Below are 22,911 nucleotides of genomic sequence, written 5' to 3' on the forward strand. Positions count from 1 at the left end.
CCGCCGGTTCACCCCCTCACCCACCGTCGGTTCACGGAGAAATCCCACTCCCATTCCTTTATTCGGAGACTTTCCCTATATTGATCCATGAAAAAATTCATGGTTCCCCTTCTATCCCTCCTGTCCTCCACCTGTTTCTCCCAAACCTATATCTCTCTGGCCCCAAGCCTCTCCAACAATCCGGGAACCTTCGCCGAAAAGGCAAATTTCGCCTTCGAGATAGGCAAGCAGTGGGACGTCTTCAGCCTCGGCCTCGACTACGGCAGGATCAACCTCGGCAAAAATGGACGGGAAGGACACGGCCAACTACATCGAGATCCGCCCCAACCTCAATATCTTTCAACAAGGCCGATGGACAAACACCTTTACCGCCGGAATTGGCTATATTTTCAATTCACAACAAAGCATGATGACCGAACTCACATCAGGCATCGAATACACCTGCAACGACCAGCTTCATCTCAATGTCTATCTGGGACAATACTACTACAGCGGGCGATATGCGTCCAGCCAGGAAACTTTCTTCGGCATCTCCGCCGCCTGGTACTTTGCCCCCTCCCACCCCAAATCACTGATCTCCCAACCATCAAAAAAATAGCCCGCCCACAGCTACAAACCCGTCCAGGCTATCAACCACCATCCCTGATCACCGATGATCCTGGTTACCCGCCAATCACTCCTTCCCAACAATCCACAATCACTCCCTCTCTGACAATCCACAATCACCTCCCTCTCAAACAATCCAATCTATAGAAACATTTCAATATATTGATATAATCCGTATCTTTGCCCTGCAAATTTCATCGATCTAGCTGACATTCAACACCTTAATACATCGAAACATTTAAATACTGCAATCTATGAAACGAACAATATACATCATGGCGCTTGGCGCCTTCGGCATTATAACCACAGAATTCGGCGTTATCGGCATCCTACCCGACCTCGCAAAAGAATTTCATATCTCGATCGATACCGCCGGCTGGCTCCTTAGCGCATTCGCTCTGACCGTCGCCCTCGCAGGACCATTCACCAACATGCTTACCGCACGGCTGAACCGCAAATTCGTCATGTGCCTCGTACTCGGCATATTCGTAGTTTCGAACCTGCTTTCCGCAATAGCACACAACTTCACCGTCCTCATGATCGCCCGCATTCTCCCCGCCTTCTTACACCCCGTATTCTGGGCAGTAGCCATGACAGCAGCCGCCAAACAGGCCGGGCCCAAAGACGCACCCAAAGCCATAGCCATTGTAATGGGAGGTCTAAGCGTTGCTACAGTCCTCGGCGTTCCCCTGACAACCTACATGGCCGATCTGTTCAACTGGCGCGCGTCATTCATCGTCGCAGCCATCATCAACCTGCTCGCCTTCGGCGCACTCTATCTCTTTGCGCCATCCATGCCCGTCAACGAAAGCCAGGCAAACCCGGCCGGTCAGATAAAAATATTGGCCAATGTCCATATATGGGTCAAACTCCTCGCATCCACCATTATACTGGCAGGCATGTTCGCCACCTATGGCTACCTCGCCGAATACCTGGACAAGGTTTCACACATGAACGGCGCACAGATCAGCGTCATGCTCCTCGTCTTCGGCGGCGCAGGCATCATCGGCAACTGGCTTACAGGTGTGGCGCTTAGTAAGAATGTCACAGCCACTGTCCGCCTCACACTCCTTCTGCTGGTGGTAATGCACATACTGGCTTACCAGTTCGGCGGCTATTTTATACCCATGGTCATCATACTCTCGATATGGGGCTTTATACATACCGGTGGTTTCCTGGCAGCCAACCTTCATCTTACCCACGACATCAGGGAACCTGCTCTCGATTTTGTCAACAGCCTCCTCCCCTCTTTTTTCAACGCGGGTATTACCATCGGCACCCTGCTTGGCGGCGCCATCATCGCCAGATACGGCATTCACGCGGTTATCTGGATGACAGTGCCCCTGCTCTTACTGTCACTTGCACTCACCTTTATCACCGATCCCCAAAAGCGATCAGCCAGATCAAAGACGGTCCCTGCCCTGCAGCCCTCAGAGGCGGTCTGTAGCTAAACAGATCGTACACTATCCCGATGCCAGTTTTTTATCAACAGATCCTGCAGGCGCCGAATCTCAGTCTCGCGCCTGCTTTTTTCGCTTTCCAAAATGAATGGTTGTATCTACATGCGGATCGCCTTCCCACACCAACCGGACCGACCCGTACTCCATCTCCGCCCTGCAAACTAAATCCGGCATTACAGCAAAACCTTCGCCGCTACGAATACAGGAAAGGACAGCCCCAAAATGCGGCAATATATAGTTTGGCCTGAAGTCGGGCGGGCACTCAAAATTGGCCAGCCAGAAATCTTTCAGGTAACATATACCAGCGGCCGTCGTATACCATCCCTGCCTTTTTAGCCAGTCCCCGGCCGCAGTTCGTTGCCCGGTCGAGATCAGGTGATCCAGTTTGGTTGTATCCGTTAGGTCCCCGCACACCAGAATGATCCGCTCTTTCGCGAATGACGTATATTCAAGGCTGCGCTGCGGCCCTATCTGGGAAGTCAGCACCAGGTCGAGCGTACCTACATCGAGATCGTGCAGCATCTGGGTAGCCTCGCCAAATCTTACGGTCAGATTGAAAGGCAGCTGCGCAATGTATTCGGCCAAAGTATGTTCAAATGCTTCGTAACCCAATCCCAGAGCAAGCGTCGGCCTGACATCCACCGAGTTCCGGCAAAACGCATCTTCCGCTTCAACCAGTGTGTTCAGCGAATCGACGATATAATTATATAAGACACTCGCCTGCTCGGTGGCTACCATTTTCCTCGTGTCCCGCTCGAACAGACGATATCCGACATACTCCTCCAGCGAATTCAGGTGAAGGCTGGCCCCCGGCTGAGAAATGAATAATTTGTTCGCCGCACTGGATAGATTACCCGTTTCATAGATTGCTTTGAATGTTCTGAACCACTCTAAATTCAGCATATAAATTGAGGTTAATAAAGAGGACGTATCCTATACTATGCCAACTGATACCGCATTCGCATTCAACCAGCTGGACCGGCTTCAAAAAACAAAGCGCCTCTCTGATTTCGCTAATTAGCGAAATCAGAGAACTAAAACAGACAATCCAGAATTCAATAAGACTTATCCCTGCCGTATTCGTACCTTCATAACCACTCAGGTTCTATGCCGTCGCCAAAATTCATAGTCTTTATCTTGCTTTTGATGACGAACGCGATACTTGCCCGCGCTCAGTACCAGAGTCATGTGGTCGTCCCCTCTCTCAGTGATTCTATTCCGATGTCGGAGATCCTTCGTCAGACGGAGGCGCTCCCGCCTGACACACCAAAAGTGAGAATGCTGATCGCGATCGCACATATTTTTGACAAGAAAGGCGAAGTCAGTAATGTCGATACCAGCCTGATCTACCTCCGCCAGGCATATACCATCAGTACCGCCATTCATGATACATCCGGTGCTAACGAAGTGCTTAAACGGATCTGCCAGGACTATCTGTGGCTGAACCAGCTAAAGCCAGCGACCGCGCTGCTTACACTGGCATATGGCGATACACGAATCCGGTTGCATCTGTTGATAGCAGAGCACTTTGTCAACCATCAACCCATCGATATCCCCTATCTCGAAAAAGCCCTCCCCTGGCTTGCGGAATCTTTACGGCTTGCCGACTCGATGCAATCCACTATATGGCGTTATGAATATCTGATGGTAAAGGCCAAATATCTCTTTGAACACGGGGAAATGGAAAATGGCAGAAATGCCATACTGGCCATTATCAACAACTGCGTCGCCCAGGGAGACAAAAGAAGCGAAGGCAATTATTGGTCGGAAATGAATCTGTACATGCCCGTCACCAGCCAGACCTCCGCATATCACATCTTTGCCTGCCGCCAGTCCATCCGGGCCTACATGGCGGCCGGAGACCGCCACGCCGCGCTCTACTCCCTGCGGGACCTTGCAGTTATGCATCGGTTCGTTTGCCAGTACGATTCCGCTGAGGCAGAATTTCAGCAGTTTCTCCGGGAGACGGGAAAGACAGGCACTGCACCATCGGCCAATACCAACTACGAGCTGTCCAATCTTTATCTCGATAAAGGAGACCTCGCCAAAGCACTTGACTATGCGCTTCGTTCGTCAAATGCCCTGGGCCGGGAGAACAACTCATTCAGAAGACAGGTATGTGGCCAGTTGGCGTTGATCTATCAGCAGAACGGCGTTTTCGGCGAAGAATTGAATTTCGGGCAGATCGCCGTGGAAGAGGCGATCCGCTTTCGGGCATCTGAGGCTCATTATTTTACCACCTTCGTGGTGGACGCCCTGGTCAGACAAGGCTATCCGGAAAAGGCGCTGGCATACATGGAAAAGTTCAGGACGGCGCATCCTCCCATCTCCGCCGAACAACAGGAGGCTATTGCGTACGATTATGGCCTTATTTATGACGCCCTCAACGCCTATCAGAAAGCCGACTACTGGTTCCGCCAGTTGCCGGACCTGGACACGGCCGCCCAGCGCGACATCAGCAAAAGTATATTTCGCCATCACCAGTTGAATCCGTTCAGGATCCATCTGTACACCGGCAGATTTTATGTCCACTGGGGTAAATATCAACTGGCAAGGACATATTTGCGTCAGGCGCAGGCTGATCCCCCGCTAAACAGACAGTCCAGCGCCGACGGCGAATTCGAGTTCCTTTTATACAAAACAGACTCTGCGCTGGGAGACCTCCGCACGGCGATAGGACACTACATCCGGCATGACGCCATCCGGGACTCGATCTTCAATGCCGAAAAAATGCGGCAGTTTCAGTCCCTGGAAGTGCAGTACCAGGCCAAACAAAAAGAACAGTCGATCCTGCTGCTTCGCAGCGAGAGCCAACTCCAGCGTGATCAGCTGCGGCAGGCATCTCTCGTCCGGCAACTCGAATTTGGCGGGATCATCGTGCTGCTGTTGCTCGCCGGATCCGCATATTATGCGTATCGCAGCAAAGGCCGGAATGTCCGAAAGCTCCTTGAACAGCAGACCGAGATCAACGATAAGAATCTGACACTCGAAAGACTGCTCGGGGAAAAGAACGAGCTCCTGACGGAAAAGAATCTTTTATTGCAGGAAGTCCACCACAGGGTAAAAAATAACCTCCATACCGTTATGAGCCTTTTGGAGTTTCAAACGGCATACCTCAGCGATCCGGCAGCACGAAGCGCCTTGCTGGACAGCCAGAACAGGATACAAACAATCTCCCTGCTGCACCAAAAACTCTACCGGTCCACCAATGTCACTACTCTCGAAATGGCGCCTTATATAGCCGAACTATGCTCTTTCCTTAGCGGTTCCCTTGGAACACGCGAACGCAGGATCACGATAACGCAGCATATAGAACCCATTGAACTGGATATATCTGCCGGCATGCCGATCGGTATGCTCCTCAACGAAGCGATAACAAATTCTATCAAACACGCATTCCCCCGCAACACCGACCACAACGCCCTGCGAACAGGGCACATCACCGTCACCATGCGAAAAATGGCTGGCGGCAGGTTATTTTGCAAATTGCAGACGACGGGATCGGGATGTCCGAAGTTCCGGAAGGTGAGGTCAATTCCCTTGGGATGACACTCATGAAAAGCATTGGCCGGAAACTAGCGGGAAATTTCACCATCCGCAGCAGTAGCGAAGGGGTTTTGGTCGTCGTCGAATTTATGCCGGGACACATCTTAGCCGGCGCAACTCAGGCTTTATCCTAAATATTTCTTCAATTCCGCGGCTGCCTGCAAAAGACAGCTCCTCGTTTGCGGAAGCTCCGACAGATCGTTAAAAACAGCGAAATCGTGAATAACCCCATTGTAGATAACCGTTGTTGCCACCACGCCCGCGTTATCCAGCGCCCGGCCAAATTCCTCCCCTCATCACGTAAGATATCATTTTCCGCTACCTGGATCAGCGTCGGCGGCAGCCCCTTCAGTTGTTGGGGTGTTGCATGTAAAGGAGAAGCATAAATTTCCCTGCGCTGCGCCTCATCCGTCGTATACTGGTCCCACATCCATTTCATCCTTTCCGCGGTAAGAAGCCGCTCCCGGTGAAATACCTGCCATGAGGCGGTGTCGAATTCGGCTTTCATAGCCGGCCACATAAGTATCTGTACCCTGAATTCAGGACCGCCGTCCGCCTTCGCCATAAGGGCGACCGCAACCGACATCGTTGCGCCGACCCCGTTGCCTACTATCCCTATCTTCCCGGTATCCACCTGAATATTTTCTCCATTTTCCAATATCCAGCTTGGCGGCCGTATGAATTTCATGCAGTGCCTGCGGATACTTTGCCTCGGGCGATGGCGTGTAATTGACGACCACCCCGGTAAATCCGGTGAGCAGGACGAGATCGCGAACCATTCTTTTGTGTGTCGGGTAGTCCCCCATAACCCAACCACCTCCGTAAATAAATAAAAAGGCAGGCAATGCTCCGGAGGCGCCCATCGGCTTCACAATATTCAACAGGATTTCAGGACCATCGGGAAAAATTGATCTTTGTGTTTCGGTCACACCGGAAAGATCCACAGCAAGAGGCGTCTGCACCGAAACAAAAGCCCCCCGGATCTCATCGATGGACTGACTGTCAGCAAACACTCCGCGTGCATTCATGTGTTCCAGAAACTCCTTTACAGACCGGGAAAGATTCATGTGACTAGAGATAACGTTTTTCAATCTTTATACCCAATTTTTTGATCCTGGAGACCAGCGTGCTGTATGGTATTTTCAGCATCTCCGCCGCTCCGCCGGGACCATAGATCTTACCCTTGCAAAGCTGCAGGACCGCCCTGATATGCTCGGCCTCCATTTCCCTTATAGTCTTTACCCCGGGCGCCGCTGCAGCCTCAACTGCACCGGCAGCGACACTGGGCAGTATAAATTCCTTAATGCTTTCTCCCGGCGTCAGCAAAACAGTTCTTTCCACGAGGTACTGCAGCTCTCTGATATTGCCGGGCCAGGGATAGGATAAAAGACTTTCCATTGCCGCCGCCGCGACCGTTTTGACACCGAGATTGTTGTGTTTGCAAAACCGCTCTATAAAATAGACGACAAGTGCCGGGATATCCGTTTTTCTCTCCCTTAGCGGCGGCATCCGGATAGGAAAAACATTGAGCCTGTAGTAGAGGTCCATTCGAAACCTCCCTTCCATGACTTCCTTTTCAAGGTCCAGATTGGTCGCCGCGATAACGCGAATGTCCACCTTGATACTGCCTTTTCCGCCAACCCGGTCGATTTCTTTTTCCTGCAGGACCCGAAGTAGCTTGACCTGCAGATCGATCGGCATGTCGCCTATTTCGTCCAGAAAAATAGTGCCTTTGCCGGCCTGCTCGAATTTCCCTATACGCTGCTCATTTGCGCCCGTAAAAGCCCCCGCTCGTGACCGAATAATTCGCTTTCGATCAGACTCGCAGGCAAAGCAGCACAGTTCACTTTTATCAGAGGCCTTGACTTTCTGGAAGATGCAGTGTGGATATTTTCGGCGATACCCTCTTTCCCGGTACCGCTTTCTCCCAGTATCAATACTGCCGTATCCGTGGGAGCGACGACCTTGACGAGATGAAATACTTTCAGCAGTTCCGGCGAATCTCCTATAATGCCCGGGAAACTCGAAGGTTTTTCGAACGTCGCCAGAAAAGTTTCCCGGTCGCGTATCATTTGTTTTTGCTCATGGAGATAATTGGCGATCTCCAGAGCGATAAGAATATCCTTTTTTCGGAAAGGCTTCACCAGAAAACCATACGGCCCTGTCACCTTCGCCCGTTCAAGCGTTTCCTTATTGGAATTGGCCGACAAATAGATAAAAGCAATATTTCGTTCCTTCAGGATATGCGCAATATCTATCCCCGTTTTAGCGCCGGCCAAAAAAATATCCAGCAGAACAAGATCGGGGATTTCCTTTTCAAGACTGGCGATCGCCCCTTCATAGGAGTCCACCAGGCCGGATACCGCATATCCCGCGTTCTCCATGATCACACGAAGATTATTCGCCTCTACGATCCCATCTTCAACAATGAGTATCTTTTTCTTCATGTTGAAATTTAAAGAAACCAGGCGTAAAATAAAAGCCCCCTTCCTTCGAAGAGGGCCATTTTACTATTTTTTCGCAGTTTCCACCCCTTTCACGGCTTTCCTGATCACATCCAGCACAAATTCGGGCTTCGAAAGCATGGGAACATGACTGGTGGCCACTTCAAACGTACTCGCCCCCATCTTTTTCGCTCCGTCGCGCTGCAATTGCGGATGCACCGTCTTGTCATCGGTCGCTACGATATACCAGCTCGGCTTCGTTTTCCACGCCGTTCCATGCGCCGTCGTGTTGAACAGATTGACATTGGGTGCAAAATGGGTCGCCCATACCAGCTGTTGCTCTTCCGCCGAAAGATCCCCCGCAAAAAATTGAGTGCCGGAATGCTTCATCCAGGCCCGTCCATCCGCCACCTCGACGTTCGAAAAGATGTCCGTCTTCGGATACTTGTCCTGCTGACTCTGCGACGTCTCGTCGGAGTCCGGCCAAAGGGCAGCGATATAAACCAGCCCCGCAACGCGGTCGTCTATACCCGCTGCCGTGATAACACTACCACCATAGGAGTGCCCCACGAGTATCGCGGGGCTGCTGACCCTGCCCAGCGAACCTCTTACAATATCTACGTCTTCAGCAACGGTCTGGAGTGTATATTGACACGCAATAACCTCGTAACCTTCTTCCTGAAGCGTAGGGATCAATTTGCTCCAGCAGGAGCCGTCTGCCCAGATCCCATGACAGAATACGATACTCGGCCTTTTTTTCCGTTTTCCATAATTGTGTTTTTTCTGTTCCGGCAAAGATGGAAAACCGCCGACAACCCGGAAAATAGCGGGAATTATAACTCTTCAAAGAAATATAATGGCGACCCGTCCCGCCCACTATTTTCTCGCCTTCCCCACGATCGCAATAATAATAGCGACAACAACCACCACACCTAAAATACCCACCCATACACCCGCCTTAAAGATACCTCCCGCGACAGCGCATCCGGGAAGAGCCAGCAACATCAGCACGCTGGTCAAAAATAAAAATGCTTTCATATTTTTTTGATTTTAACAGGGAATAACCACAGCTTTTAGCAAAAAACACTAAAACATTGTGCCACGCAGCAACTGCACCAAAATCGGCATCCCAGACGTCAAACCTTTACAATCTCATCTAAGTGTATTCTACTACTCCGGCGACCCGGAATATCGCCATGACAGCCTCCTCCCCACAACAAAGAATCCCTTACTTTTGCCGCAAGCGATCGGCACTATGCAAACAAGACTCGAATTATACCAGCTGGTGGCCCCTCTGGTGGGCCTCGGCATCTGGGAATACAACACCGGAACCAGTGAGATCTACGTAAACAATATCGTATATCAAATATTTGAGGTACCGCCCGGCAAGATCTCACCGGCGGAGCTCTTCTCCTTTTACCCGGACCCCGACCGCGTCCGGCAGATGTATCACGAAGTGGTTACCACGGGAGAACAGCGCATGGCCGACCTCGGGATAGCCACGGCCAGAGGCAACGAAAAATGGGTCAGGCTCCGGATGCGCGCTTCCATGGACGCCGACAGACAAGCCTTCAGCGTCTACGGAACACTGGAAGACATCACCTCCCAGGTCAGCTTCATGCGGCTGGTGCAGGAAAGAGAACAGCAGCTCTCGCAGGCCTTCCGCTATGCCCCCATCGGCATGGCGCTGGTATCCCTTACCGGCACCTGGATAAAGGTCAACAACAGCGTTTGCCAGCTGCTGGGATATACCGAAGACCAACTATTAAAAATCACCTTTCAGGACATCACACACCCCGAAGACCTCGACTCCGACCTTCACCAGCTCCAACAGCTGGTCAGCGGCGTGATCGAGACCTATAGCATGGAGAAACGCTATTTTCACAAGGACGGCCATATCGTCTGGGCCCTGCTGAACGTCTCACTCGTACGGTCGGATACCGGCGAACCCCTCTATTTCGTATCCCAGATCAAGGACATTACTGAACTCAAAAAAAGCACAGAGATCATCAGCGCCCAGAACAGCCGCCTGCTCAACTTCGCCCATATCGTCTCTCACAATCTCCGGTCGCATACCGGAAATATCAAAATGCTGACGGATATGGTCGTCGCGGAGACGGACAGGGCCGAACAACTAAAGCAGATCAACATGCTCGGCACGGCCGCCGCCAATCTGCTGGAGACCCTCTCCGAACTCAACGACGTCGTCACCATCCACGACAACGGCCTCGAACACCGCGAAAGCCTTGACCTCTGGAAGGAGATCCAGCGCGTGCTGACCATTCTCTCACCGTCCATCCGAGGAATCAGGCGCCGACTTCGAGATCGCCATCCCCGAAGGCATGGCAATACGGTTCAACCCCGCCTACCTCGAAAGCGTCTTCATCAATCTCATCAGCAACAGCATCAAGTACAGACACCCGGCCCGTGCGCCCAGGATCCAGATAACCGCCTCCCAAACCGTCGAACTGATAGTCGTCAGGATCACCGACAACGGGATCGGCATAGATATGAACCTCCACGGCCACAAACTGTTCGGGATGTACAAGACCTTTCACGGCAACAAGGACGCGAGGGGAATGGGGCTCTTCCTGGTCAGGAACCAGGTCGAAGCCATGGGAGGCAGGATCTTCGCCGACAGCCAGCCAGGACAAGGTTCCAGCTTTACCCTGGAAATAACCAGACTATCATGAGACAACTGGATATAGCCTGTATTATCGATGACGACGAGCTGTTCACCTACGTCCTGGCCAAACAGATGGAGGTCCTCGGTTTCTGCAAATCGGTGCTCGTTTTCCCCAACGGCCTCGAAGCGATCAACCGGCTCCGGCAGATCCTCGATACGCCCGAAGCCCTGCCCTCCGTCATTTTCCTCGACCTGAACATGCCCGTCCTGGACGGATGGCAGTTCCTTGACGAATTCCAGCCGCCTGCAGCCGGCCAAAAAGATCGCCATATACATCGTCAGCTTCCTCCATCGACGCCGCCGACCACGAGAAGGCCCCGGCCTACAAGGAAGTGGTGAGTTTCTTTATCAAGCCGGTTACGAAAGAGAATTTAGTCGGGGTATTAAGCCAAATGCTTCCATCCGGCGGCGACACCGATGCAACATAGGCGGACCTCCCGCGTCCCTATGCCCAAACACCACCGCATACGCCGCCTCAACCCACCCAATCGTCGACACCACCCGCTGGAAAGACCCCTTTAGCGAGATCATTGAGTGGCCTATAATTAACGGTTTGTCCATGTATTATAACTAAAGATCACCTTGATCTGCGTCCCCTCATGCGTCTCGATACTAAAACTACCCCCGAGATCATCCGTCAGCCCCTGCAGTAACTCCATACCCATCGACGCCCCCTTCTTCGAATCAAAATCCGTCGGCAGCCCCCGTCCATTATCCGCAATACTCAACAAGATCTGCGAATCCGAAATATGCGACAACGAAATAGAGATCATTCCCTCCTGCGACCTCGTAAACGCATACTTGATCGCATTCGTGATCGCCTCATTGAGGATCAGCCCCAGGGTTATCGCCGACGCATGATTCAGCTCGATATTCTCGATCTGCAGGGCAAACCTTATATTCTCCCGGATCGAATAGCTCTCCCGCAGATACTCCACCAGTTCATAGATATATTCGGGCATATGGATCGTAGACAACGTCTCCGACTGATACAGCTTCTGGTGGATGATCGACATGGAATGGATCCTGTTCTGACTCTCTTTTATCGCAGACAAGGCTTCTTTGTTCTTCAGATAACTCGACTGTATCTCCAGCAGACTCGCCACGACATGGAAATTATTCTTGACACGGTGATGGATCTCCTTGACCAGCCACTCCTTCTCCCGGACCAACTGCTCGAGTGCGGCATTCTTTTCGTTGATCGCCCTGTTTGCCCGCTGTTTATTCCGATACCCCGCATATACCAGTCCGGTGATGACCAGCATCACCACGATCCCAGCCAGCGTAAAATTTTTGATGGTATCCGACTGACGCAGATCGGCCTGCTGCAATTTATCCTTCTGGACCAACAACTGCATGTTCCTGTCCTTTGCCTGGGTCTCGTACTCCACCTGCAGCTTCGGCAAATTTGTTTTTCCTCTGCAAACTATAGATACTATCTTCCGCAAGCCTTCTTAGCCTGAACTCATTCAGCGCCTTCAGGTAATTTCCCTCACTCGAGTCGATTCGGTACTGTATATCGTGAATCTTGCTTACATGAAATATTTGGCCCGGCTCAGCGTATTCTTTCCCCTTCTTTAAATACTTTTTCGTGAGATCAGGCCGGCCACGATCCATATAAAAATCGGCAAGATCCAGATACGCCGAGAACAACCTATCCCTTTCCTCGCGGTCATTTCGAATGGAATCCATAAAGGGAAGCATCATATCATAATATTTCGCCGCTAGCTCCACCTGACCCAGCTGACGATACGTAAACCCCATAAAATTATACAGATGGAACTTATTGTCGGCGGTTAACGGCGGATAATCCCGTATGGTAGCCTGTACGACGTCCATCGCCGTCTGAGGATGCCCGAATTTCGAGATATTCAGCGCGACCACACATAGCTGATGATACCACATCCTTTTCACCTTATTGGCCGGCTCCTCCCCAAACCCTTCCTCAGCCATTCCAGCGCTTTCTCATAATTGTCGAACCGCGCATAGATATTGGCCAGGTTGCCGTAAAAGAAATTCGAGAACGCCAGATCGCCATTGGCCTCCATGACCTCGATAGCCTTCTTCGCATACGAAAAGACATTGACATAGTCCCCGGAAGTATAATAGAGATAAGAGAGAACATAGTAGTTATAGTGTATATGCCGGTATCCGATCGCCTCTTCCAGCTCCGTCACCCGCTCCAGCTGCTTTCGCACCGTATCATATTTCATATGCACAAAATCGATCTCGTATATCCGCGTCAGCATCTCGATCTCTCCCACCGTATCCCGCAGCTCCCGGGACAACGCCAACGCCTCACGCAGATCCCGCCCCTTTTGCGGATCGCCATAGCCCGAATACACACCCCGGTTGGCCAACGCCCTGAACAACAACCCCGGACTGTTCGCCTTCCTCGCTATCCCCACCGCTTCGTCAAAACAGCTCTTACTCCGGCCCACCTCATTATTCTGCAGATAATACCTCCCAAGCGCCGCCAGTACCGCATGACGATAGTAAACATCACCGGTCGCATCCGCTTCCCGCCGGGCCGACGACAGCCAGACAAGCGCACTGTCGAGATCACTCTTACGGGCGCCCGACCTGAACAGATAAGAATTCCCCCTTTCCAACGCTTTTTTAACACCATTGTCGGAACCGCCCAAATAATCCTCGTCATAATAAAGGGAATAAGGAAGATGCTCGCCTCTGGCTTACCAAAATCGCGGCGCTATCCATATCCAGCAGCCCCTGCATCCCAAAATAAAGGAAGGAGGTCGTCAGCTTCATCTGCAGACGCTGTTTCGCAATAGAATACCCGGCGGGAGGTCCCGGTTCACCAAAGCAAACCGTACCCCCGACAACACCCACGGCAAACAACAGATGGCTTAATTTCATTTTATGAATTCCGGCATTTATCTCCTTTCAATGCCGAGCTTTTTGATCCTGGAGTTGAGGGTACTCACATTGATGGCAAGGATTTCTGCCGCTCCTCCCTTTCCCGAAACTTTCCAGTTACAGCTTTCGAGAACCGCAAGTATATGATCCCGTTCGTTGTCCAGGATCGTCTTAAATCCAACCTCACCGCTCTTGCCTGCAGGTACAGCCCTTCTCAAAGGCATTTCGAGGGATTCTATCACCGGTCCCCTCGCCAGCACGACATTTCGTTCGATCGTATTCTCCAACTCCCGGATATTCCCCGGCCAGTCATACTGCAACAGCGTATCGACGGCATGCGGCGACAATAAAGGCACCTGCCGGCCGTCTTCCGAGGCGAATTTCCGCAAAAAAGTTGGCCAGCGCGGGTATATCCTCCTTTCTTTCACGCAGCGACGGCAACAACAACGGAAAAACATTGAGGCGATAGTAAAGATCGATCCGAAAGCGCCCCGCCGCCACCTCTTCTTCCAGATCTTTGTTGGTAGCCGCGAGCACGCGCACGCTTATCTTTTTAGGCTTCCCCCCGATCGGCTCGATCTCCCGCTCCTGCAATACACGAAGGAATTTGACCTGCAATTCCAGCGGCAATTCACCGATCTCATCCAGAAAGATAGTACCGCCATCCGCGAGTTCGAACTTGCCCTCCCGCTTGTTCATCGCCCCCGTAAACGATCCCTTTTCATGACCGAACAGGTCCGACTCGATCAGATTGGCGGGCAGCGTGCCGCAATTGACTACGACGAATGGCTTGAACCGCCGCGCCGACACCTTATGTATAGATTGAGCGATCAACTCCTTCCCCGTACCACTCTCACCCAATATCAGCACGGAAGTGTCTGTAGGACCGACCATTCTCGCCTGCTGTAGCGTTTCGAGGAACCCCGGACTCTTGCCGATAAGATGATCGAACTCATGCGGAAGCGACACCGGAGCGGGCTTCTCCGGCGAAACAGCACTACTCCGTTCCTGAATTCTGTTCTTGTGCAGGTACAACGCGACATCCAGCATGATCAGTACATCCTTTGCCCGGAATGGCTTCACCATAAATCCATAGGGTTTGGTCGGCTTGGCCTCTTCCAGTATCTGCCTGTTCGAATTGGCTGACAAATAGACAAAAGCCATATTCCTTTCATTCAGCACCTTACCGAGATCGATACCCGTACCTTCTCCCTGTAAGAAGATATCGACGAGTACCATGTCCGGTTTTTCCTCTTCGATGATCGACAACGCCGAAGCCACCGACCGCGCTATGGAACAAGTCATATATCCGGCATTCGCTAATATAACCTTAAGGCTCTTGGCCTCGATAAATTGATCTTCTACTATAAGAATCTTAGCTTTCAATACAAGGGCTTTTACGTTAGTATTCGGTAATAAATTTACAACAGTTATTTTTCTAAACCATAAAACATACAATCACAACTCACTGTTCACCAAGCTTTTCACGGATTAGCGAAATATCGCGATTCTCGCTGCGCCCATAAAAATTAAAACGCTGCAAACCAAACGCCTAAAATAATGGCACCACCCTTGTTGCAGTACCGGTACAATAAACTTCACCCTTATGTACACGCTCAAACAATTGTTCACGACAGCGCTGGCCTCGGCCCTTGCGCTAACCATTTCATCAAGGCAGGCCCCGGCCCAACAGCCCCCCAAAGGAGTAAAGAACATCGTCCTCGTACACGGCGCCTTCGCCGACGGATCCAGCTGGGCCCGGGTCATTCCCCTCCTTCACAGGAAAGGCTACAACGTCATAGCCGTCCAAAATCCACTCACGTCCTTTGAAGACGACGTCGCAGGCCGCCAACCGCGTCATCGCATCGATGGATGGCCCCGTTCTGCTGGTCGGCCACTCCTACGGAGGCATGGTTATCACCGAAGCCGGCAACGACCCGAAAGTCGTCGGTCTGCTCTACGTCGACGCACTGATACCCAACGATGGTCAGTCCGTAGCCGACGTGATAGGACCATATCCGCCGTCCCCCGGCAACAAAGCCTTTCAGCAGGACGCGTCCGGATTTCTCACCATTTCATCGGAAGGGGTCAACGCTTATTTTGCACAGGACCTGAGCCCCGAAGACCGGAACACCGTCTACGCCACACAGGTACCCTGGGCCGCAAAAGCCACCCAAACAAAGATCTCTAAAGCCGCCTGGAAAAATAAGCCGTCATGGTGCGTCATCGGCCTGGACGACCAAACCATTCCTCCGCCGCTGACCAGAGCAGAAGCAAAAATGATCAACGCAACTACGCTCGAGCTCAAATCGAGCCACGTCCCGATGCTGTCCCAACCTGATAAAGTCTCCGAATTCATAGTCACCGCAGCTCAGACACTTTAAACCTCCCCTAAACCCTCACCGTTACAAGATCAATCCACTACCAGCTGTGGCTTCACCACAGGCTGCCCATCAGGCAAAAGATATAACATCAGACTGACCATGAGTACACAAACAAGGATCATCAGTATCCCCGCATGATAGGCAGCCTGCCAGCCACTCCGCGCAAAATAAAAGAAAACCCCGCCGATAATACTGATCCCCAGCGCCGATGCCGTCTGCTGAAAAGTCGAGTAGACTCCCGCCGCCGCACCCGCATACTCGGCCGGCACACTCCGCAGCGCTACATTCATCAGGGACGGCAGCACGAGTCCGTTTCCGATACCCCACCCGCTCATCAGCAGCACGATCAGCCACGCGTCTGTCCCCGGTTTCCACAGGCTCATCTGCAGGAAAAAGGATATACCCATGACCAACGCCCCCACCTGCAAAACGCGCTTTCCAAACCGTATGATCAGTTTCGAAGCGACCACGGAAAAGACCATGAACAGAATGCCGGGAACAATAAAGTAAAGCCCGCACTGAACAGCGGAAACGGCCAATCCGTTTTGCAGATACACCGCGCTCAGCAGCAGATACGACGTGTGCAGCATAAAATGGAACAGCACCGCGATCAGGCCGATATTGAAATCCCTGATCCTGAAAAGCCGGACATCGATCAGGGGTTGCGGTTTTCCCGCAGCTTCTTTTTCTGGTTGTTGATAAAAAAGATAAAGATCCCGAATGAAAGGACAATAAGTGCAATACTCCAAATTGGCCAGCCCGCTTCCCGTCCCTGTATCAGCGGATAGATCAGACAGAATAGGGCAAGGGTCAGGATCACGATTCCCGTGTAATCGAATTTATTTTTCCGGTGCTGGTTGGTTTCACTCAGATAGATATGCGTCGCGACCAGCGTCACCGCGCCGATAGGCACGTTGATAAAAAAGATCAGCCTCCATCCGTCGAACACCCACCGGACTTCCGACAAATAACCACCCAGTACCTGCCCGATTATCGCGGCCGCACCCAGCGTGATCCCGAACAAACCGAACGCCTTCGCGCGCTCCTTCGTATCCGTAAAAAGCACCTGAATAAAGGCGATAGCCTGCGGCAACATGAACGAAGCGCTCACCCCCTGAAAGAATCGGGTCACGATCAATTGCAACGGCGTCAGGGAAAGGCCGCACAACGCGGATGCGACGGTGAAAAATAGCATCCCCCGGAAAAACACCTTCTTCCGGCCAAAATGGTCCCCGGCTCTTCCACCGGTGATCAGGAAAGCGGCATATCCGAGCAGATAGCCGGCGATGACCAGCTGAACCTCGCCGTCGGTGGCCTTCACTCCCTTTTTAATGGCAGGTATCGCGACGTTGATGATGAATACGTCTATGACGGAAAGTAAAGGAGCCGACAATACGATGGCCAGTTCCAGCCATTTGTTCTTTAACGGTTTCATATTAAATCAGTTTTTGAATGATTTGTTTTACCGACTGCAGATCCGCAGCATTCTTAAAGACCGATGCCGCAGTAGTTCCCCCTCGACCGCGAGGAAGATCAACTCGGTCAGTTCTTCATCGGAGAGCAGTTGCTTATGACCGGAATTGACCACCAGTTCCCTGATCATATCTTTAGACTGCTGCTTTACCCGCCGAATGCTTTCCAATACCCTCGGATCAGCCATCCCGGCCTCGTCGTTTGCTTTTATAAAAGGGCATCCCCCATATTCCCTTAACTCCTGGCGGCTAATATGGTAGTCAAACAGCGCCAGCAGCTTTTCTTTGGGGTCCAAAACACTGTCGATATGTGTCGTAACCCTCGTAAACCAGGCCTGATGGTTGAGTTCGATATACCCCACCAGCAGATCGGTCTTCGATTCGAAATGCTGGTACAACGACCCCTTGGCAATACCGGCTTCTTCAATTATCTGATTGATTCCCGTGACATTATATCCCTGGCGATAAAACAGTTTGTTGGTCGCGTCCATTATTTTATCGACGACCTGCTGTCCCCTTGGCTGCGTCATATTTCGAGTTTTAAAAATCTAGACAATTCTGTCTAGAATACAAAGCTAACAAAATCTAGACAAATCGGTCTAGATTTTGTAAAATATATTTAGCGCCAGGACAAAAAAAGCGCCTGCCGGCGCTAATTCTCTGAAAACCAATATTATAATTATTTGGTTGCCGGCCGAAACACCTGCATACCCAGCAACACCACCTGCTTGATTTTACCCGTACCATCCTTATCGACCTGCACAGCGAACGAAAGATCAGCATTATTAAAATAGCCATCCGTCAGGGCACGCACCGGAATCTCTTTCTTATCCCAAAGCTGCACCACGGTCAACCCCTGGTCCGTAGCTACCAGCCGGATCTCATTATCGGGGTCGTCCGCCGACTGAAACTTCCCCTCGTATTGTTTCAACTGTCCCACCCCGAATACCGGAGGCTTCGTCCTGACCCAACGATCCCTTCCAAAAGCGACCACCTGCGTGACGGTGCCCTGTTGATCCCTTGTAAAATTCAGCGTGAATGCCGGCATATCCCTGCAATAAAAGTCGAGCGCCGACTCAGGCACAAATGGAAGTTCCCTTCCATCCCAGTGCTGCTTCAGAATAAGATCATTTCCCTTTACGAACAACTGGATATACCTCCCCTCCTCCCTGTCCAGTTGATAAAGTCCTTCAAAAGGCGTTAACTGTTCGGCGGTATGTTCCATCACCTTTTTCTCGACCGGTCTATAGTCGTTCGCGCGTACCCAGCTCCCATTCCCTTTTACGTCGGCCCGGTCGATCACGCCCGATACCGAATCCCTGTGAAACAACACATTTATAGGGCCCTCATCTCCACTTTCCTTACTAACGAACGACAGGCCCGATACCGGCACCAAATGCACTTCATTTCCATTCCACAGCAACTTCGCCAGCACCAGGGTATCCTTTGCCGTGAACGATACGACCATGTCCTTGTTCTGGGACGACCGGAAATAGCCGTCGACCCCCTTTAATTGAGCATCCGACCTTAGGCTAAGAAATAGGCCGCTCAGGATGAGCGTCACCGCGACTAATTTGACTTTCATATAAAAAATATTATTTGATCCAGATTTCGTACACCAGCCACGCGATAAAAAGCCCGCAAACGGCAACCGCAATCCCGCCTACCCTTTTCTTTTTCATGAACAGGATCAGCACAAACCCCGTCAGCGAAACGACCACCAGCAGAACCGCACAGATATCAATAAAATTCGACCAGCCCCTGCCGGTATCCCGGCCCTTGTGCAGATCGTTGATCACACCCACAAATCCGGAAGTGGTCTCGGTGAGATCATACGCCCCGGTCGCCCTGTCGATAAATACATCCGCGGCATATCCCGGCCCCTTGAAAGAAACACCGATCTGTCCATCGTCGATCCTGAAATCCGAAAGCCTCCCCCGCAGCCGGTGCCTGGATCGCAGCCATTCCACTACCTCCAGCCTGGCCACACGCGAACTGTCCGGCCCCTTGACCCAGTCGGCCCTCATCAACCCCTTTTGTTGGGCGGTCCGCATTTCATCCCCGAATTTTTCCGCGTGGTTCAGCGTCAACCCCGTCACCGCGAAAAAAACACGACCGCGAAGCTGGCCATACTGATATAGATATGCAGCCAGCGGATAAGCATGGCCGTTTTCCTTTTCGTCGCCATTCCCCTTGGCCGTTCGACAGCGGGACGGTCAGTGATCATTTCCAGCCATTCTATAGTCCATCGAAACTGATGATATCTCGACATTGCCCTGCAGTCTCAACTGCTGCGGCGTCCCGTTCCAGTCTATCTCCTGCCGCATCAGCTGATAAGTGCCGTGCTCCCTCGACACCTCGATCTTGACCACATATTTCCCTGGCTTGACCGCATTCCCCTGGTCGTCCTTCCCATCCCACTTAAGCGTATATTTCCCCGCAGGGCGGGTCGCACTCGTGATCGTGCCGGCAAAAGCCTGATCCGAACCGTACTTCCCGCGGTATTTCAAAAACCACGACTTCAGCTCGGGCAAGTACCGTTCCGCCCCATGCCATACAGAATATGGTCCGCACCGGCGCATGGTTCTCGTCTTCCACCCACACAGCGAGATAGGGCCGCTTGACAGATCCTCCGTTTTGGAGATTCAGCTCGAGACTGATCAGCAGCTCGTAATCATTCGCCTTCCCGGCCGCGGCCTCCCCGGAGCCGGTAAGCTCCAGCCCCGCCATCCCGCACTTTCCACCCTTCGGCCATCCTTTGTTATGATCAGATAGTCGATCCCCGGCATCCCCGCCGCCAGTTGTATACTTTCATCCGTGCTCAGGACATTGAAGACGGTGGCCAGAGCGCCGGCATCGGTCGCGCTCGGCGCCACAACTGTCGCACTAAGGACACTGCCCGCAGGCTGCCCCGTCCGCGGATCGACAATATGAGAATACCACCGCCCGAGGATCAACTCACCCCGGCGATAATTTCCGCTCGTAGCCACTGCCCGCCCCCTCACCCGGACCCGGTCCATTGGCATTTCGTTCTCTGCGTCCGACACAGGGTTGCTGATCAGCACGTCCTCCGGCTGACTACCCGCAACGACGATGTCCCCGCCGATATTCACTACTATGCCGTCGATATTCCCCGCAGCCATACCCGCATCCGCGGCGCGCCGGATAATATAGCTTTTCGCAAAAGAATTCAGCATCAGGGGCGCCCGGCCGATATGCGTTGCCGTATGATTTAAAGGATCCAGTTTCCAGTGTACTTCGCGAACCTCAGCCACCGCGGCGGCCAATTCCGAATCCGTCGGCAGCCTGTTTTGCGCCGCCGCCGCCTTCCAGCGCCTGGTCACCGCCTCCGCGGACGCATCCAGCGCTCCTCCCGTCCTTTCCCTCCACTGGTCGAAGAGCGAAAGCACCTCATATAATTCAGGCGACACACGGACAGGCTCATCCGACGTGCGCCGCCAGCGGCTGAACTCACTCCCGGAGTCATAACCGCTCAGGATAGCCGACAAACGCGAAATTTCCCGCATCACCGCCGACTCCGCCTTTGATGACTCACCCCGCGACACCGTTCTTACCTTCAGTTCAAGGGACGTTCCCAGTACATTCTCAAAACGAAAAACATAGCCATGAACGACTCTGGGAGGCATCGCACTGGACAGAAAGACGATCAGCACACCAAGCAATCCGGTCATCAATTTCATAAGTAACAGGTTTTTCGGTTCCACGCCCCAACAAAAATGCCATAAGCACACCCTATTCATAATCACCCCGATAGACATCCGAAACAACTCCTTAGTGTACCTTTCCGATACAATTCCTGTCCGAAATCAACCGGCCCGACAACAGAATGTCTCCAAAATTCACCGTCCAAAAAAGCCACCCCAATCCCCGAAAAACCCACAATAAAAAGAGCCGCCCAAAAGGGCAGCCCTGACATAACAAGAACAAATGAAGATCTTACCGGAACTGCCCAACCGTATAGGTACCGATAGGCGCCCCGAATGCTATATTGATCCGGTTAAAACCATTGATCGCCACAATACCCATCGTCAGATCGACAATCTCTTCGTCCGAAAAATGCCGTTTCAACGCATCATAAACTTCATCCGACACCTGACTTCCCTCCAGCCTCGTCAACGCCTCCGTATACGCGAGCGCCGCCCGCTCCTTCTCAGAATAAAAAGGCGCCTCCCTCCACGCATCCAGCAAAAATATCCGCTGCGGGTCCTCCCCTTCAGCCAGCAGATCCTTCGAGTGGATCTCCATACACATAGCACACCCATTGATCTGCGAGGCCCTCATATACACCAGGTCGAGGATCCTGTTCTCCAACGGCGACTGAATAAGAAATTTCCCGATCTGTGCCAACCCGTTGACGGCATTGGTCCTCTTCTCCATGACATTAAGTCTTTGTTTCATATAATCGATATTTATTTTTTAACAGAAGGCAATCGGCAAAACATATCCGAGTGGATATTCAGTCCGAGATTCGAGATATTGTACAGGTGTTCCGTCGCCACCACATGCACGATCTCGCAGATCTCCCGTTCCGAAAAATGCCGGGCCAGCTCGTCGAACACCTCCTGATCCACATGTTTATTAATGGTCAGCGCCGAAGCGTAGTCCAGGGCCGCAACCTCCTGGTCCGTAAACAGCGGACTGCAACCATAATCCGCCAGATCGTCGAATTTCGCCACATCCATCTCAGCCAGTATCGCGGCATACCTGCTCGTGTCGATACAGAACTCACAAACATTCAGCTGCGCCACGTACTGACGAAGCAACAGCACAATATCCACCGGAAGCTCCAGCTCTCTGTCCAGCACACTTACCGTCGTATAAAAATCGAAAAACGCAATAGGCATCCTCGCAATAAAGACCTTGACCCCGGTCATGATCTTGCCAAACTTCTCCTGGTTGCGGGCATAAATCTCCCGCATGGCCAGACTCGCTGGCTGTTCGATGGGCGTAAGAAAACTGCTCATAGTATAACTTTGGTAAATGATGCACCAAACCCAACGAATTGGACACCCCAAAGAGAAAAAATTATTTTCCGCTAGCTTTGTCCAATATTTCCCAACCCATGCATCATAGTATCATGAAAGAATTCGCACTCATCTTCCGCCAGCCGGAAACGCCCCTGGGCAATCCCGAAAACATTAAAGCCATTACAAAAAAATGGACGGACTGGGTCGGCAACATCGCCATGCAGGGTAGACTCGTCAACAGCCCGATCCGCCTCGACCCATCCGGAAAAGTACCTGAGGACGGCAGGCCTCATCACCGACGGCCCCTTCGTGGAGATCAAGGAGAAACTCGGTAGTCTGCTGATCGTAAAAGCCGCCGACGTCGACGAAGCGATAACCCTGGCCCACGGCTGCCCAGCCCTCGACTACGGCGGAAGCGTAGAAATCAGACCCCTCTTCATCGGATAAC

General features: G+C 52.1%; 26 protein-coding genes and 1 pseudogene. 6 read left to right on the forward strand and 21 right to left on the reverse strand.

The genetic code is table 11. The features are described 5' to 3' along the window. Positions 1-283: 283 nt before the first annotated feature. Both ACQ86N_RS29690 and ACQ86N_RS29695 read left to right on the forward strand, forming a co-directional pair. Positions 284-598, forward strand: a complete 315-nt coding sequence (locus ACQ86N_RS29690) for a hypothetical protein (RefSeq protein ID WP_431210197.1) — start codon at positions 284-286, stop codon at positions 596-598. A 262-nt stretch (positions 599-860) separates the two neighbouring features. After that, entirely contained in the window at positions 861-2,057 is a 1,197-nt protein-coding gene (locus ACQ86N_RS29695) for an MFS transporter (RefSeq protein WP_431210198.1), read from the forward strand. A gap of 60 nt (positions 2,058-2,117) precedes the next feature. Here the strand turns inward: ACQ86N_RS29695 and ACQ86N_RS29700 are convergent, their stop codons facing one another. Then, complete coding sequence (locus tag ACQ86N_RS29700; protein ID WP_431210199.1) at positions 2,118-2,969, reverse strand: LysR family transcriptional regulator; 852 nt, start codon at positions 2,967-2,969, stop codon at positions 2,118-2,120. A gap of 243 nt (positions 2,970-3,212) precedes the next feature. On the opposite strand from ACQ86N_RS29700, the gene ACQ86N_RS29705 reads away from it, so the two are divergent. Then, positions 3,213-5,615 (forward strand): tetratricopeptide repeat-containing sensor histidine kinase, encoded by a 2,403-nt coding sequence (locus tag ACQ86N_RS29705; protein ID WP_431210200.1) that lies wholly within the window; start codon positions 3,213-3,215, stop codon positions 5,613-5,615. A gap of 139 nt (positions 5,616-5,754) precedes the next feature. Here ACQ86N_RS29705 and ACQ86N_RS29710 read toward each other — a convergent pair whose 3' ends face one another. The 5 genes and pseudogenes from ACQ86N_RS29710 to ACQ86N_RS29730 form a co-directional block, all read right to left on the reverse strand. Further along, a complete protein-coding gene (locus ACQ86N_RS29710) occupies positions 5,755-6,246 on the reverse strand; it encodes an alpha/beta hydrolase fold domain-containing protein (RefSeq protein ID WP_431210201.1) in 492 nt (163 codons plus the stop codon). Next, positions 6,152-6,703, reverse strand: coding sequence for an alpha/beta hydrolase (locus ACQ86N_RS29715; RefSeq protein WP_431210202.1), 552 nt, complete (start codon positions 6,701-6,703; stop codon positions 6,152-6,154). Before ACQ86N_RS29715 ends, ACQ86N_RS29710 begins: the two co-directional genes overlap by 95 nt. A gap of 408 nt (positions 6,704-7,111) precedes the next feature. Beyond that, positions 7,112-8,059, reverse strand: a pseudogene (locus tag ACQ86N_RS29720) (sigma-54-dependent transcriptional regulator); the annotation flags it as partial. A gap of 63 nt (positions 8,060-8,122) precedes the next feature. Next, positions 8,123-8,851 (reverse strand): alpha/beta fold hydrolase, encoded by a 729-nt coding sequence (locus ACQ86N_RS29725; RefSeq protein WP_431210203.1) that lies wholly within the window; start codon positions 8,849-8,851, stop codon positions 8,123-8,125. An 81-nt stretch (positions 8,852-8,932) separates the two neighbouring features. Then, positions 8,933-9,094 carry a phosphatidate cytidylyltransferase gene (locus tag ACQ86N_RS29730; RefSeq protein WP_431210204.1) on the reverse strand — a complete coding sequence of 54 codons (162 nt, stop codon included), beginning with the start codon at positions 9,092-9,094 and terminating at the stop codon, positions 8,933-8,935. 217 nt (positions 9,095-9,311) lie between these two features. On the opposite strand from ACQ86N_RS29730, the gene ACQ86N_RS29735 reads away from it, so the two are divergent. Further along, positions 9,312-11,081, forward strand: a complete 1,770-nt coding sequence (locus ACQ86N_RS29735) for a PAS domain S-box protein (protein ID WP_431210205.1) — start codon at positions 9,312-9,314, stop codon at positions 11,079-11,081. 206 nt (positions 11,082-11,287) lie between these two features. Here the strand turns inward: ACQ86N_RS29735 and ACQ86N_RS29740 are convergent, their stop codons facing one another. The 6 genes from ACQ86N_RS29740 to ACQ86N_RS29765 are packed head-to-tail and all read right to left on the reverse strand — an operon-like array spanning position 11,288 to position 15,077. After that, positions 11,288-12,148: a sensor histidine kinase gene (locus tag ACQ86N_RS29740; RefSeq protein ID WP_431210206.1), complete on the reverse strand. Its 861-nt coding sequence runs from the start codon at positions 12,146-12,148 to the stop codon at positions 11,288-11,290. After that, positions 12,075-12,695, reverse strand: a complete 621-nt coding sequence (locus tag ACQ86N_RS29745; protein WP_431210207.1) for a hypothetical protein — start codon at positions 12,693-12,695, stop codon at positions 12,075-12,077. The genes ACQ86N_RS29740 and ACQ86N_RS29745 overlap by 74 nt, the downstream gene beginning before the upstream one ends. Then, a complete protein-coding gene (locus ACQ86N_RS29750; protein WP_431210208.1) occupies positions 12,653-13,354 on the reverse strand; it encodes a hypothetical protein in 702 nt (233 codons plus the stop codon). Before ACQ86N_RS29750 ends, ACQ86N_RS29745 begins: the two co-directional genes overlap by 43 nt. Positions 13,355-13,397: 43 nt before the next feature. Beyond that, positions 13,398-13,619, reverse strand: a complete 222-nt coding sequence (locus tag ACQ86N_RS29755; RefSeq protein ID WP_431210209.1) for a hypothetical protein — start codon at positions 13,617-13,619, stop codon at positions 13,398-13,400. A gap of 17 nt (positions 13,620-13,636) precedes the next feature. Beyond that, positions 13,637-13,975: a hypothetical protein gene (locus ACQ86N_RS29760; protein ID WP_431210210.1), complete on the reverse strand. Its 339-nt coding sequence runs from the start codon at positions 13,973-13,975 to the stop codon at positions 13,637-13,639. Next, positions 13,929-15,077, reverse strand: a complete 1,149-nt coding sequence (locus ACQ86N_RS29765) for a sigma-54-dependent transcriptional regulator (RefSeq protein WP_431210211.1) — start codon at positions 15,075-15,077, stop codon at positions 13,929-13,931. Before ACQ86N_RS29765 ends, ACQ86N_RS29760 begins: the two co-directional genes overlap by 47 nt. Positions 15,078-15,445: 368 nt before the next feature. Here ACQ86N_RS29765 and ACQ86N_RS29770 point away from each other — a divergent pair, with 368 nt between their 5' ends. After that, entirely contained in the window at positions 15,446-16,003 is a 558-nt protein-coding gene (locus ACQ86N_RS29770; protein ID WP_431210212.1) for an alpha/beta hydrolase, read from the forward strand. A 29-nt stretch (positions 16,004-16,032) separates the two neighbouring features. On the opposite strand, the gene ACQ86N_RS29775 is transcribed toward ACQ86N_RS29770, so the two are convergent. The 9 genes from ACQ86N_RS29775 to ACQ86N_RS29815 form a co-directional block, all read right to left on the reverse strand. Then, entirely contained in the window at positions 16,033-16,752 is a 720-nt protein-coding gene (locus tag ACQ86N_RS29775; protein ID WP_431210213.1) for an MFS transporter, read from the reverse strand. After that, positions 16,659-17,438 carry an MFS transporter gene (locus ACQ86N_RS29780; RefSeq protein ID WP_431210214.1) on the reverse strand — a complete coding sequence of 260 codons (780 nt, stop codon included), beginning with the start codon at positions 17,436-17,438 and terminating at the stop codon, positions 16,659-16,661. The genes ACQ86N_RS29775 and ACQ86N_RS29780 overlap by 94 nt, the downstream gene beginning before the upstream one ends. Positions 17,439-17,465: 27 nt before the next feature. Beyond that, entirely contained in the window at positions 17,466-18,005 is a 540-nt protein-coding gene (locus tag ACQ86N_RS29785; protein ID WP_431210215.1) for a TetR/AcrR family transcriptional regulator, read from the reverse strand. Between the two features lie 149 nt (positions 18,006-18,154). Continuing rightward, a complete protein-coding gene (locus ACQ86N_RS29790; RefSeq protein ID WP_431210216.1) occupies positions 18,155-19,060 on the reverse strand; it encodes a hypothetical protein in 906 nt (301 codons plus the stop codon). A gap of 10 nt (positions 19,061-19,070) precedes the next feature. Next, a complete protein-coding gene (locus tag ACQ86N_RS29795) occupies positions 19,071-19,565 on the reverse strand; it encodes a PepSY-associated TM helix domain-containing protein (protein ID WP_431210217.1) in 495 nt (164 codons plus the stop codon). A 126-nt stretch (positions 19,566-19,691) separates the two neighbouring features. After that, positions 19,692-20,057 carry a DUF2271 domain-containing protein gene (locus tag ACQ86N_RS29800; RefSeq protein ID WP_431210218.1) on the reverse strand — a complete coding sequence of 122 codons (366 nt, stop codon included), beginning with the start codon at positions 20,055-20,057 and terminating at the stop codon, positions 19,692-19,694. A gap of 78 nt (positions 20,058-20,135) precedes the next feature. Then, entirely contained in the window at positions 20,136-21,176 is a 1,041-nt protein-coding gene (locus tag ACQ86N_RS29805; RefSeq protein ID WP_431210219.1) for an FAD:protein FMN transferase, read from the reverse strand. 256 nt (positions 21,177-21,432) lie between these two features. Beyond that, positions 21,433-21,894 (reverse strand): carboxymuconolactone decarboxylase family protein, encoded by a 462-nt coding sequence (locus ACQ86N_RS29810; protein ID WP_431210220.1) that lies wholly within the window; start codon positions 21,892-21,894, stop codon positions 21,433-21,435. A gap of 11 nt (positions 21,895-21,905) precedes the next feature. After that, complete coding sequence (locus tag ACQ86N_RS29815; protein WP_431210221.1) at positions 21,906-22,460, reverse strand: carboxymuconolactone decarboxylase family protein; 555 nt, start codon at positions 22,458-22,460, stop codon at positions 21,906-21,908. A gap of 162 nt (positions 22,461-22,622) precedes the next feature. Between ACQ86N_RS29815 and ACQ86N_RS29820 the strand changes: the two genes are divergently transcribed. Next, positions 22,623-22,910, forward strand: a complete 288-nt coding sequence (locus tag ACQ86N_RS29820) for a YciI family protein (RefSeq protein ID WP_431217654.1) — start codon at positions 22,623-22,625, stop codon at positions 22,908-22,910. Position 22,911 lies beyond the last annotated feature (1 nt).

Source organism: Puia sp. P3 (assembly GCF_050632245.1).
In the GTDB taxonomy this organism is placed as follows: domain Bacteria; phylum Bacteroidota; class Bacteroidia; order Chitinophagales; family Chitinophagaceae; genus Puia.

What these genes read in the sequence shown, in the direction of transcription:
- ACQ86N_RS29780 (WP_431210214.1), bottom strand. Translation starts at nt 17,438, where the DNA reads ATGAAACCGTTAAAGAACAAATGGCTGGAACTGGCCATCGTATTGTCG.
- ACQ86N_RS29695 (WP_431210198.1), top strand. Translation starts at nt 861, where the DNA reads ATGAAACGAACAATATACATCATGGCGCTTGGCGCCTTCGGCATTATA.
- ACQ86N_RS29785 (WP_431210215.1), bottom strand. Translation starts at nt 18,005, where the DNA reads ATGACGCAGCCAAGGGGACAGCAGGTCGTCGATAAAATAATGGACGCG.
- ACQ86N_RS29755 (WP_431210209.1), bottom strand. Translation starts at nt 13,619, where the DNA reads ATGAAATTAAGCCATCTGTTGTTTGCCGTGGGTGTTGTCGGGGGTACG.
- ACQ86N_RS29735 (WP_431210205.1), top strand. Translation starts at nt 9,312, where the DNA reads ATGCAAACAAGACTCGAATTATACCAGCTGGTGGCCCCTCTGGTGGGC.
- ACQ86N_RS29790 (WP_431210216.1), bottom strand. Translation starts at nt 19,060, where the DNA reads ATGAAAGTCAAATTAGTCGCGGTGACGCTCATCCTGAGCGGCCTATTT.
- ACQ86N_RS29730 (WP_431210204.1), bottom strand. Translation starts at nt 9,094, where the DNA reads ATGAAAGCATTTTTATTTTTGACCAGCGTGCTGATGTTGCTGGCTCTT.
- ACQ86N_RS29805 (WP_431210219.1), bottom strand. Translation starts at nt 21,176, where the DNA reads ATGAAATTGATGACCGGATTGCTTGGTGTGCTGATCGTCTTTCTGTCC.
- ACQ86N_RS29745 (WP_431210207.1), bottom strand. Translation starts at nt 12,695, where the DNA reads ATGGCTGAGGAAGGGTTTGGGGAGGAGCCGGCCAATAAGGTGAAAAGG.
- ACQ86N_RS29700 (WP_431210199.1), bottom strand. Translation starts at nt 2,969, where the DNA reads ATGCTGAATTTAGAGTGGTTCAGAACATTCAAAGCAATCTATGAAACG.
- ACQ86N_RS29815 (WP_431210221.1), bottom strand. Translation starts at nt 22,460, where the DNA reads ATGAGCAGTTTTCTTACGCCCATCGAACAGCCAGCGAGTCTGGCCATG.
- ACQ86N_RS29800 (WP_431210218.1), bottom strand. Translation starts at nt 20,057, where the DNA reads ATGCGCCGGTGCGGACCATATTCTGTATGGCATGGGGCGGAACGGTAC.
- ACQ86N_RS29810 (WP_431210220.1), bottom strand. Translation starts at nt 21,894, where the DNA reads ATGAAACAAAGACTTAATGTCATGGAGAAGAGGACCAATGCCGTCAAC.
- ACQ86N_RS29705 (WP_431210200.1), top strand. Translation starts at nt 3,213, where the DNA reads ATGACGAACGCGATACTTGCCCGCGCTCAGTACCAGAGTCATGTGGTC.
- ACQ86N_RS29690 (WP_431210197.1), top strand. Translation starts at nt 284, where the DNA reads ATGGACGGGAAGGACACGGCCAACTACATCGAGATCCGCCCCAACCTC.